Genomic DNA, 10,967 nt, shown 5'->3' with positions numbered 1-10,967 from the left:
GCGTGATGTCAGGTGGTCCCGGAGTCTGTGCATCATCATGATTTTCTGGCTGGTTCAGGTGAGAGTAGGTGCCACGGCAGCGGCGGGACCGAGCAGCAGCGCGTAGCGTTGTTGCTCGTCGTTGTTACTGAAGCAGAGTGCATGGCCTTCGCTCGCGGCAGCGTGGTGCCAGGCCAGCGCCGCGGCAGCAAGGCTGGCAACGCTGCCGCTATGGCCGCATGCGGCGCCAATGCAGCCAAGCTGGCTGCCATGATCGATTTGCGGTAGAACGCTGCCGGCAGACTGCATCAGTTCCATCATGGCGCTGCTGCGGTGATCGGTATCGGCGGCGATGAACAGCGGCTGCGGTGGGGGTGTGCCGGCGATGGCCAGCGCAGCACGGGCCAGGCCGGCGAGTCCCGCGCCATCGGCCGATTCCGCCGGACTGGCGGGAACGCCTGCCTGCAGCGCCAGTATCTGCACTGCCTCCGGCGCGGCGGCCGCGCGCTGCAGCAGCAGGCCGGCTGCGCCTTCGCCCGGAATTCGTCCATTCGGCTGGCGCCGGCCAAACAGTGTGCCGTCCGACATCATCTGCGCCACGGCGCCCTCGCTGATGGACGAATCGAGAGCCAGCAGCAGGAACAGATCCGGCGCGGCGGGTGCGGAAGCATGCCGTGCAATGTCTTGCAGCGCGTCGAACGGCGCTGCGCTGCCGACCGTGCGCAAGGACAAGCGGTCCTGTGGCCAGCCAGCGCCGTGTGTGGCATACAGCAGCCAGCGGGCGGCCTGCTCGCGTTGTGCGTCGGACCAGGTAGGCGGCAGCAGTGGTGCTACCTGCAGCACGCATTCGGCGGCCTGCACGCGGGTTGCCTGTGCGAGCTGCGCTACGACAGCGCCACCCAGCGCCATGGCGCGTAGCAGATGCGGCGCGGGCAGCGCCGCGCCCTGGCTCGTCAGCCAGGCCTTGACGGCGCCAGTGTCCGTTTCGCGCACGCGGCCCGCGAGGATGGGAAAACCCTGTGCGTCCGTCAGTTCGGGGTCAAGTTCCAGGCGCGCGCTGCCGGCTTCGAAAGCTGATGCCAGTTCGGCGGCTGAATCGCCATGCGGCATGCGCAGCGCTGCCGCCAGCACCGCCAGCTGCGCGGTTGGCGCCGCAACTGGCATGGCTGCCGTGGCGGCTGCGGCGTCGGGCGAAACGGACGGGACGACGGCTCCGGAGCGGGACCGCGCCGTAGCTGCGAACGCCATGCCCTGGCGCGCGACCCACCAGCCGGTGAGCAATGCCAGCGGAGCGCCCAGCAGACCAAGCGCCAGGTCGCCGCTGTCCGGCAAGCGGGTGGTAGCGCGCCAGTACCAGACTGCGCACAGCCAGCAAGCGGCAAAGACACCCACGGTAGCCAGGCTCCGTTTCAGCMAGATGTTCATGTTCTGTCAGCCCGCATCCGTGGTGTTTTGCTGACTGGCGATCAGTGTTGCGCCGCACGCCACCCGATCGCCGTGACGCGCCACCGGCTTGCCGTCCACCAGCATGGACGGGTCGCCACTGGCGATCATGGTGGGGCCGTGTACCGGGCAACTCACCTTGTCGCCCACGCGCGCAATCGGTTTGCCGCCGCTGTCGCTGAACTGGGCAGCTTCGATCACGACGCCCCCATGCGACATCTTGTCGCCCAAACGGATAAGTGCTCCTGACAYGCTGCGCTCCTATCGCTTCATCACGCCGGCCACGCGCAATTCTGTGTGGCCGAAATCCATCATCTTCCAGCGGCCGCCCCAGGTCAGGCCCAGGCTCTCGGCCACTTCTCCAAACAGCTGGTAACCGCGCATGGCCCATGGGTCACGCTCAGAAATCACCAGCACGCCATCGCGCACGAAGGCGCAATCGGCGGCCAGTCCGTATTGGTGCCAGCTCTGGAACGCGGTGGCGTTGGTCACGCCGCCGCCCATAGACGCCAGCATGTCCTGCCGTTCGGGGCTGCGGTAGCCCTCCAGCAGCGCCATGTCGTAGCCATGGCGCTCCTTCATGATGCGGAAGGCTTGCAGCAGGCGTTGGGAGTAAGCCTGATCCAGCATGGCCCAGTCGCGGCTGGCCGACGCCAGTTGCGGACGCACGGCCTCCACTTCCTGCGTCATGAACAGCAGGGGAGGCAAGGCCGGTGGCGGTACCAGTTGTTCGCCTTGCAGCAGTGCGGCGATTTGCTCGTTCGGTGCGCGCCTGTCGTCGTCAAATCCGCCCAGCATGGTGCGGCCGCTGGACAGCCAGGCCAGCAGTGGCGGCAGCGCGAGCAACAGCGCACAGGCCAGCACGATCCACGCGCGGCGACGCAGGAAGGCGCCGGCGTGGCGGACCGCGGACGGCGTGGCGCGGCCGGAGGGATGCGGGAACAGCACCATCCAGCTTATGGCGCAGGCCAGCAGGAAGACCAGGGCGATGGTGGCAAGCAGCACGAAAAAACCTCGATCAGGATGGACGAAAATTGCAAATTTTGTAACAATTTAGGCAAGTTTCGTCTTATCAAATAATTATTGCGAGCAAGTATATCTTGAACTTCTGATAACCTGCGCTCGCTTGGTTTTCAATCGTGCGCAGCTCTTTTGTCATTGTGCTATTGAAGAGTGCGCGGCCTTTTTGGGCATTGAAGTAAAGTATTGACAACCTTTACTAGGAGCTACATTTTGCCTAATAACAACGAAACCAGGGGCCGTCCATCCCTGCTGTCGGCTGAACAGCAGAAAGAGCTGGACCAGAGAAGCGGCCAGTCCGCCAGGCCGTCGCAGGCCGCATCCGGTTCTGGCCGCAAGTGGACCATTGGCGTTGCTGCCCTCATGCTGGTGGCGGCAGTGTGTGTCGCTTTCATCGTTACCGGCGAAACGGCGGAGCCAGGCCCTGTAGCTGCCGCGCCGGCTGCCGCCGCGCCTGTCCTGGCGGCTGTGACCGCGCCGACGCCGGAGCCGGCAGCCGTGGCTGCGATCCTCGACGAAGCGACGCCCGCGCCGCCCGCGACACCGGGGCCAGCCAAACCGGCGGAATCGCTGGCGCAAATGCTGGAAGGGACCAGGGCCGCGCCGCACGCGTCGGCCAAGCCCAAAGCCCGGCCGATGCAGGTACGGGCGAAAACGTCGACGGCACCGCAAGCCGAGCCGGACAGCGATGTCGAGTTGCTGAGCGCCCTGGTCGCCCATTCGAAAGGCCCGACGTCGGTCGACGCGCGTCTGCCGCTGGTGAAGGCGCTGGAACAATGCAAGCGGCAGGACAAGCGCGACGCCGCGCGCTGCCGCCTGCGGGTGTGYGACGCGCGCTGGAAGTCGGACGAATGCCGCGTCTACAGCCGCAGCAAACTGGAACGATCGGCGGCAGCATGAGCATCGCCAAGTTGGTGGGCAATACGTCCAAGGACAGCTCCTACCTGAACCGGATCAAGGACGCCATCGAACATGACAAGTCGCACCCACGCAACCTGGGTGTGCAAATGCAGGCGCACCATGTCATCTCTGGCGAAGGTATGAAGCGCTCGCGCCTTGGCCACAAGATCGAGCAGGCGGGCTACGACATCAATCTGTTGCCGAACCTGGCCTTCATTCCCTGCACGCTGCAGGGCGCCTGTCACCTCGGCGTGCAGCCGCACCGTGGCAACCACGATTTCAAGATCGACCAGGACGATTACAAGGACGACTCCGAACCGCCCAACTACCACAATATGGTGGCGACCATGGTGCAGCAGCTTGACCGCGCACTGCACATCGCCTGCCGCGGTAATGACCTGCATTACCGCGACAAGGTGATCGATGCGCTGGACGCGCTGAGCAAACAAATCCTCGGCAATATCCGCCGCAAGCCTGAGGAGGCGCCGTTGACCAGGGTCGCGCTTCGCTTCGGCAAAATGGGCATCGGCTGCGGCGGTGTGGATTCGGTTCGCGACCATAAACTGACCGGCGCCTGCGCCGTCGGCCGCAACCATTTCTATCGCGACGAAGCGCCCAGGCTATCGCAGGGGCCAAAGCAGCAGGTCGAGAAAATACGTTATCAGGGCAAGAGCCCATACAAGCTTGAGGTTGGAAAATAAGATGAGCAATTACGCCGAAGAGTATTACTTTGTGCGTCTCCCGCGCGAACAGGACAAGCTGCCTTTCCTGGTGCCGGACAAGAATACCGAAGACCGCAACTTCCGCTTCATGCCGCAGCCAATGGGTTCGCCGCCGCTGGTCTTCAGCAACGCAGCGGCGGAGGAGAATCGCCGCACAGGCAATTACGTTCCAACGCCCGAAATCCTGTTCGCAGGTGCCGACCTGCTGGTGCGCAGCAACTTACGTGACAGGCTGCTGCAGGAGGACATCGACCACCTGCACATGCATCCCGCCGTGTATATCGACGACAAAGGCAACTGGCACGAAGACTACTGGTATCTGACCTTCAGCGAACAGTTCGATTGCTGGGACCGCGCTGCTTCAGACTACGAGCAGGATGACGATCCGGTGCGCCTGGCGGGCAAGGAATTCGTTCAGGTCTATGAATACAGCCTGGACCAGGAGCGTATCGATGCGGCGCCGCTGGGCCAGCGCAAGCTGTTCAAGATGGATGGCGACCTGAATGGCTTCGTGGTCAGCCACCAAAGCTTGCTGCCCTTGTTCCAGTCGGCCAGCGGTGCCTGGTGCCAGCGCGTCAGCGATTATTGAGCCATGCGGACCGACCTTTTGCGGCAGGCGTATGCCGCGCTTGCCCAGTTCTCCAGCGCCAGCAGGCTGTATGAGCTGACGATCGAGAGCGGCGGCGAGCTGGGTTCGGGCGGCTTGCTGGTGGAGGCCTTCCTCGCGCAAGACGCGCTGCAGGCCACTGCCGTGCGCGATGTAATTGCCTTGTCCACCAGCGCTCATGTCGACATGGATGCATTGCTCGGCCGCCGCGCCGGCTTGCAGGCCAGCCTGGCCGATGGCAGCCGGACCACCTTCCATGGCTTCGTCAGCCAGGCGGCTTTGCTGGGCAGCGAAGGGGGCATGGCGCGCTACCGCCTGCGCATCACTCCCTGGCTTTGGCTGCTGACGCAAGTGCGCTCCAGCCGTGTGTGGCAGGACCGCAGTGTGCCGGACATCGTGGATGAAGTATTCGGCAGTTACGCACCGCTTGCGGCATGGCGCTGGAGCGACGATGCGCTGGCCGAACTGGCGGCGATCCCTGCGCGGAGCTACTGCTGCCAGTATCGCGAATCCGATTACGACTTCGTGTTGCGGCTTCTGAGCGAGGAAGGTATCGGCTGGCGCTTCGAGGACGGCGAGAAGGAGCAGACGCTGGTTCTGTTCACGGACAGTGCCGCCGTACCTGAAGATGCCAGCAGCGCCGCAGGACAGGGCATACGCTACCACGCGGCGCGCGCCGGCGAAGAACATGACAGCATTCTCGCGCTGCAATCGCGCAGCAGCCTGCAGACGTCATCCGTGACACTGGCGAGCTATGACTACAAGGCCAAACAGGCCGTGGCTGGTGGCGCATCTGCGTCCGCGTCGGCGGCGCTGGCGCTAGAGAGCTATGACTATCCCGGCGAATACTACTTTGGCAGCAGTGCTGAGGCCCAGCGTTACGCCGGTTTGCAACTGCAGGCGCTGGAAGCCTGCGCTGCGGCTTGCGAAGGCCGCTCCACCGTGCGCACCATGCGCGCGGGGACGCGTTTTACGCTGACGCAAGGGCCGCTCAGCACGCAGTCCGGCGGCAAGGAGTGCGTCGTGCTGCGGGTGCTGAGCGTGGGGTTGAACAACCTGCCCGCGCCGGCGGCGCACGCACTGGCCGAGTTGTTTGGTCCGGTGCCGGAACTGCTGGAAGATATCGCCGCTGCGCTGCCGGCGCAGCCGGAGGACTTCCCGCTGACGCTGCGCCAGGCGGCGTCCAGCGGGTACGCGAATGCCTTCTCCGTGGTGGAAGCAAGCCAGCCGTGGCGTCCCATGCCCGGCGTGCAGCAGGCGCGCCAGCACGCGCGTCCCACAGCATCGGGTTGCCAGAGCGCGATCGTGGTTGGCGCCGCAGGAGGCGACGGCCGGGCCGGTGCCGACGAAATCCATTGCGATAGGCTGGGCCGCGTGCGTATCCGCTTCCATTGGCAGGATCAGGCCGACGCCGGTTGCTGGGTGCGTGTCGCGCAGCGATCTGCTGGCGGCGGCATGGGCAGCCAGTTCCTGCCGCGCATTGGACAGGAAGTGCTGGTGCAGTTCCTTGAGAACGATATCGACCGGCCCATCATCGTTGGCGCGTTGTACAACGGCCAGGGTGAAGGCGGCACACCGCCCACCCCGGGCGGCGCGGGAGACGAGGCGCCAGCGGCGGCCTTCGACCTCGCGCACGACAGCGGCGTATCGTCGCAGGGGAATCTGGCTGGCGGCAACGCACCGGTATGGCATGGCGCCTCAGCGGACAGTGCGGGCCACCGCAATGCCGCCTCGATGTGGGGAGTGCGCAGCAAGGAGTTTGGCGCCAACGGCTACAACCAGTTACTGTTTGACGATGCCGACAGCCAGGGGCGCATCCAGTTGCGCAGCTCGCAGGCGGCCACCGAGCTGAATCTCGGACACCTGATCCATGCCGCGGACAACTACCGCGGCAGCTTGCGCGGCCACGGCGCCGAGCTGCGCACCGATGCGTATGGCGCGCTACGCGGCGGCGCGGGTCTGCTGGTCAGCAGCTATCGCCTGCAGCACTCTGCGCAGCGGCGTGAGCCGGCCGGTGACAACATGCCGGGCATTGCGATGCTGAAGCAGGCGCRCATGCTGGCCCAGTCCTTCAGCGACGCCGCAGTCAGGCACCAGACGGTCGGCCTGGCCGCAAGCATCGGTGTCAGCGGCGCGAAGGCTTCCACACTGGCCGGGCAGGAAGCGCCGCTGCAGGGACTGTTGACGGCTGTTTCCGGCATGGTGTCATCGTCCAGTCTTGACGACGCGCGCGCGGACGCAGGTAAGCGGCAGGCCGGCGGTGGTGACGGCAAGCTGCCGCACAGTGCCGATCCGGTGCTGGCGGTCACGGCGCGAGAGGGACTGTCCCTGAGCGCCGACAAGCACCTGCAGATCGCGTCGTCTGAGCTGGCRGTTGCAATGAGCGGACAGGACACGCAATTGGCCACCGGCGGCCAGTTGCGCCTGCATACCGGCCAGGCCTTAGGTATGCTGGGTGGCGCGGTGAAGCCGGGCGACAAGGAGCTGGGTGTGCAACTGGTCGCGGCGAGGGAAAGCATCGACATCCAGGCCCAGTCCGATACGCTGCAAATACAGGCAAAGGGCGCGGTTAACGTGAAAAGCGTCAATGCCCATATCGATTGGGCTGCGGCGAAGAAGATCAGCATCGCCACCGCCGGCGGCGCGAACATCACCATCGATGGCGGCAACATCACCGTGCAATGTCCCGGCAAACTGACCATCCACGCGGGGAAAAAGAGTTTCGAAGGCCCTGCGAAGGATGAATATGTGATGCCCGTCATGCCGGGTTCCGAGGCCAGCTGGGTGCAACTGGCCGCCAGTTACGACGACGCCTGGAACACTCCATGGCCGCTCGACCACCTGAAGTTCGCGCTGGACGGCAAAACGCTGGTCAAGGGCCAGTCGGTCAATCCACTGAAATAGCGATATGACACAAGTGCAAAGCGAAGAGAAAAAAATCCTGGCGCCACGCGACGGTGGCGTAATCGCGACCGTAGAGCCGGACGTGTCGGAGCGCGAAATCTCGGAAGACCGTGACGCCATCGTCGCACGTCTGCATGGCAGCTACCTGCACCTGATGGAGCAGATGTCGGAGTTCCAGCAGCAGTGGGACGAAAACCCCACCATGGCGTTCATGATCAGTGCCAAAGAAGGCTGGAATGCGGGCGGCGCCGAATGGCTGAGCGATCAGGCAGAATTGTTCGAGAAGGCCACCTGGGTCAACCTCGGCAACAAGCTGCAGGACGCCGCCGGCACGGGCTACGATCGGCTGGCCACGTACAGCAAGGAGCGCTACGAAGCCCTGAAGGCGGAATTGAACCGTCACGTCGAGAACCCTGAAGACACGCTGTACAACTGGGCCTGGTGGCAGGCCTCGATCGAGCGCACGGCGACCAGCTACGCCACGCAAAAGCTCAAGGAATTGGAGGCTTCAGGACAGCATGTTGTCGACACAGCGCGCAATGTGCTGGCCTCGGCCGACAAGGCGCAAAAAATCTACCGCCACCGCGACGCAATCATGGGCCTGCCCACCCTGATCGCAAACGGCGATCCGCGTCCGGTGCAGGCTTTTGTCGACACGGTGCTGATGGATATCGATCCCGAGCTGGCTAAGGCCATCCGGACCGATCCCAATTTTCCGGTCGTGCTGGAGCTGATCGCAGACCATGACAGCGCGCTGAGCTATCTATCCTATGCAGGCCTGATGCTGGAAGGGATACCGCCGAACTTCTATGCCTATGCGGCAGGCAAGGGCGGCGCCTATCTGATGATCGAAGTGGTGATGCTGGTGATTACCGCCTTGCTCAGCGCCGGTACCGCCGCAGCGGCGCGCATCGGCATGCTGGCGGCGCGCTTTGCCACCGCCAGCGCCAAGGTGGCCTCGCTCGGCAAGCGCCTGAAACGTGCCAAGGCCGCTATCGATGCATTCGTGCGGGTGCTGCAGGATCTGTCGGATGCAGTGGACGACTTGCACGCCCTGGGTGCCAAGCTGCTGCGCGCACGCAGCAAAGGCCTGGTGGTACGTGGCCGCACCAAAACCACGCTGCAAGCCAAGAAAGCCGCCATCAAACGCGACAAGCGCTGCCGCTGCTGCGGCAGCACCCAGCACACCACGCCGCGCTTCAGAATGGGGACAGTCGAATACCGTTGAGATTTGGCCGGGCCGGACTTGCCGCTGTCCGGCAGCCGGTACGTACATCTTTCATTGGCGGCAGGGCAAAGTAGCTCATATGCAGGTTTTGCGGGACGGCGACGCAACGTCGCCTGTGTATTCGGCGGCCATGTCAGTTACTACGCAACCGTTTGAACTTGCCGGCATCGGTCAGCTGGTAGATGTTCTTGCCGTCTACCGAGCAAACATACTGCTCATCGAAATCGCACCCTTCGTTGATCTGGTCTGTTACCTGGCCGCCCTTCACCGCAAGCCAGGCGCCGCTCATCACGTCGCGTTTGCCGCCTGGCCCGGCTTCGAAGTCATCGACCCGAACCAGCAAGACATCCTTCAGCGCCGGCAGAACCAGGTAAACCGGACGAAGATTCGAGGCAAACGGTGGCGCGTAGTCATCGGCATGGCTGGCCCCCAGTTTCTTGTAATCGTGGCTGCCCACCAGCTGATCGAGCTTGTTCGTGCTCGCCTTGCGCGCCACGGCGGGTTGATACACCGGGCCGCAACTCGGTGATTTTTCCAGCAGCTTGCCATCGGCAGCCAGCTGATCGGCACACAGCGACAGGTAGCTCCCCAGGCGGAACGGCAGTTGCGACGGCGTGTGACCAAAATAGCGGGCATCGCTGGCGTTACCTGCCTCCACACCGCCATTGCTACGGCGGTAAGTGTAGAACGATGTACCGGCGTAGGGTAGCAGCAGGGTGTCATCCGCCAGCAGGGCATTGGAGAATTRCTCGTCGCAAGAAGCGTCTTTGACGGTTTTGAAGTAGCCCACTTCGTTGTCCAGCTTGAAGTTCAGCTGTTTGGACAGGAAACTGCCCACTTCCTGTTCGCTGACGCCCTCCTTGACCAAGGGCTGAAACACCCGGGAGAAGAAATAGCGGTCCTTGCGTATCTTGCCGTTGCAGTTGGAAGCCAGGCCAACCCGCTCGCCCACGATCTGAATGACCTGAGTCTTTGGCGGCGGCACGCCCTTGGTGTCGCCATGGTAGTCCACGATGCGTTCGAATTTCCAGCTGCCGGAGGGCTCGCTGGCGATGGCGGCGGAAGCGGCGGCGGCCAGCAAGGCCGGCAAAATCAATTTCTGCATGGGTTTCTTAGTGAGTCGAGTCATAGACATTATTACGGAACATCTTCATTTCCGCCTGCCGGCGTTTTACCAGGCCTGAGGTTCCGCCATTCGTGATATCGGCGAATTCGTCACAGCAGCCGCTGTAATCGAGCGTGTTAAGTTTCGAGACGAGCTTGGGGAATTTTTTCAATCCGCCTGCATTGAAGGCCAGGCTTACCAGCGCATCGAATTCATGCTGATACATGGGGACCTGGGCGAATTTTTTCGCCACCTGCACGGCGGTGTCCACGTCGTCTTCAAGAATAGAGAGCGCATCTTCTCGCGTTACCCCGCTTTTGACGGCTTCGTATTCGGAGTTGCGCTCCTGCGCGAGCGTTGCACAGGTTTTCTTTGCGATCAGGTGTCCGTAGCCGATGGTGCAGTAGCCCTCTGAATCGTCATAAGGCTTGTCGCCATATTTTTCCCAGTCCTTGATGAAGTCCAGCCCCGCGCGGGACAGCTTCAAGGTGGCAATAGCCAGGCGATCGGTCTTGCCGGCTGGCGGTGGTGCCGGAATGCCTGCGCAGTTGACGAGCTTGAAACGGGATTCGGAGCGTGYCATCTCGACCAGCGGATTGCCATCCGCTGCACCTTGTGTCGTGGCGTAATAGCGGCTGGATTTCCAGTCGGCGCCGAATTCTCGCACGTCCATGTGCACCCAGCTCTTGGCGCCGAGCGAGGCCGGTTCCAGCGACAGCTTGTTCTGGTTCGGCCAGTTCAGTTGCGCGTGCATGCGGCCGATGAACACCTTGGTGCGCAGGTTGTCGATGTCCTCGCCTGCACAGCGCTCTTTTCCGCCATTCCGTGTGAATTGCAGATCCAGGGCATTGCCCATGTGGTTCGTCGAGGTTCTGCTGTGTTTCTTGTTATCGTGCCAGCAGCGGTAGCCGGACGAGATCTTCAGGAATTTGTACTTCAGGTCCGCGTCCTTGGTCTGCGTATAGAACAGCGCGGCGCGGAAGCCCCAGATCAAGGCGCGGTGGATGCCAGGGTATTCGGTACCGGAATAGGGCGTTTTCTTGGCCGCGTTCTTGTACA

At 63.3% G+C, this 10,967-nt stretch carries 10 protein-coding genes; 5 read left to right on the top strand and 5 right to left on the bottom strand.

Features of this window, described 5'->3' with window-relative positions; genetic code table 11:
- Window positions 1–54: 54 nt before the first annotated feature.
- Genes AB4Z11_RS10230 through AB4Z11_RS10220 form a run of 3 tightly spaced genes read right to left on the bottom strand, consistent with a single transcriptional unit; the run spans window position 55 to window position 2,427 of the window.
- Complete coding sequence (locus AB4Z11_RS10230) at window positions 55–1,404, bottom strand: hypothetical protein (RefSeq protein WP_442025043.1); 1,350 nt, start codon at window positions 1,402–1,404, stop codon at window positions 55–57.
- Window positions 1,405–1,410: 6 nt separating this feature from the next.
- On the bottom strand, window positions 1,411–1,641 hold the full coding sequence (locus AB4Z11_RS10225) for a PAAR domain-containing protein (protein ID WP_442025041.1): 231 nt from the start codon (window positions 1,639–1,641) through the stop codon (window positions 1,411–1,413).
- Window positions 1,642–1,683: 42 nt separating this feature from the next.
- Complete coding sequence (locus AB4Z11_RS10220) at window positions 1,684–2,427, bottom strand: M15 family metallopeptidase (RefSeq protein ID WP_442025039.1); 744 nt, start codon at window positions 2,425–2,427, stop codon at window positions 1,684–1,686.
- A gap of 228 nt (window positions 2,428–2,655) precedes the next feature.
- Here AB4Z11_RS10220 and AB4Z11_RS10215 point away from each other — a divergent pair, with 228 nt between their 5' ends.
- Genes AB4Z11_RS10215 through AB4Z11_RS10195 form a run of 5 tightly spaced genes read left to right on the top strand, consistent with a single transcriptional unit; the run spans window position 2,656 to window position 8,803 of the window.
- Window positions 2,656–3,342 (top strand): hypothetical protein, encoded by a 687-nt coding sequence (locus AB4Z11_RS10215; RefSeq protein ID WP_442025037.1) that lies wholly within the window; start codon window positions 2,656–2,658, stop codon window positions 3,340–3,342.
- Window positions 3,339–4,043, top strand: a complete 705-nt coding sequence (locus AB4Z11_RS10210) for an AHH domain-containing protein (protein WP_442025035.1) — start codon at window positions 3,339–3,341, stop codon at window positions 4,041–4,043. Before AB4Z11_RS10215 ends, AB4Z11_RS10210 begins: the two co-directional genes overlap by 4 nt.
- A 1-nt stretch (window position 4,044) precedes the next feature.
- Complete coding sequence (locus AB4Z11_RS10205) at window positions 4,045–4,653, top strand: hypothetical protein (RefSeq protein ID WP_442025033.1); 609 nt, start codon at window positions 4,045–4,047, stop codon at window positions 4,651–4,653.
- A 3-nt stretch (window positions 4,654–4,656) separates the two neighbouring features.
- Complete coding sequence (locus AB4Z11_RS10200) at window positions 4,657–7,575, top strand: type VI secretion system Vgr family protein (RefSeq protein ID WP_442025031.1); 2,919 nt, start codon at window positions 4,657–4,659, stop codon at window positions 7,573–7,575.
- 4 nt (window positions 7,576–7,579) lie between these two features.
- The gene (locus AB4Z11_RS10195) at window positions 7,580–8,803 is read left to right on the top strand and encodes a hypothetical protein (protein WP_442025029.1); all 1,224 of its coding nucleotides are present in this window, start codon (window positions 7,580–7,582) and stop codon (window positions 8,801–8,803) included.
- Between the two features lie 133 nt (window positions 8,804–8,936).
- Here the strand turns inward: AB4Z11_RS10195 and AB4Z11_RS10190 are convergent, their stop codons facing one another.
- Both AB4Z11_RS10190 and AB4Z11_RS10185 read right to left on the bottom strand, forming a co-directional pair.
- The gene (locus tag AB4Z11_RS10190; protein WP_442025027.1) at window positions 8,937–9,908 is read right to left on the bottom strand and encodes a hypothetical protein; all 972 of its coding nucleotides are present in this window, start codon (window positions 9,906–9,908) and stop codon (window positions 8,937–8,939) included.
- A gap of 7 nt (window positions 9,909–9,915) precedes the next feature.
- Window positions 9,916–10,967, bottom strand: a 1,052-nt coding sequence (locus AB4Z11_RS10185; protein WP_442025025.1) for a lysozyme, incomplete at its 5' end; no start/stop codon positions are given.

The organism is Pseudoduganella sp. RAF53_2 (assembly GCF_052113985.1).
GTDB lineage: Bacteria > Pseudomonadota > Gammaproteobacteria > Burkholderiales > Burkholderiaceae_D > Rugamonas.
Note: the sequence above shows the minus strand (reverse complement) of the source record. Positions and strands in the feature narration are given on the sequence as shown.

Coding starts and splice junctions, on each gene's coding strand:
- AB4Z11_RS10225 (WP_442025041.1), bottom strand. CDS start 1,641: ATGTCGCATGGGGGCGTCGTGATCGAAGCTGCCCAGTTCAGCGACAGC.
- AB4Z11_RS10210 (WP_442025035.1), top strand. CDS start 3,339: ATGAGCATCGCCAAGTTGGTGGGCAATACGTCCAAGGACAGCTCCTAC.
- AB4Z11_RS10205 (WP_442025033.1), top strand. CDS start 4,045: ATGAGCAATTACGCCGAAGAGTATTACTTTGTGCGTCTCCCGCGCGAA.
- AB4Z11_RS10195 (WP_442025029.1), top strand. CDS start 7,580: ATGACACAAGTGCAAAGCGAAGAGAAAAAAATCCTGGCGCCACGCGAC.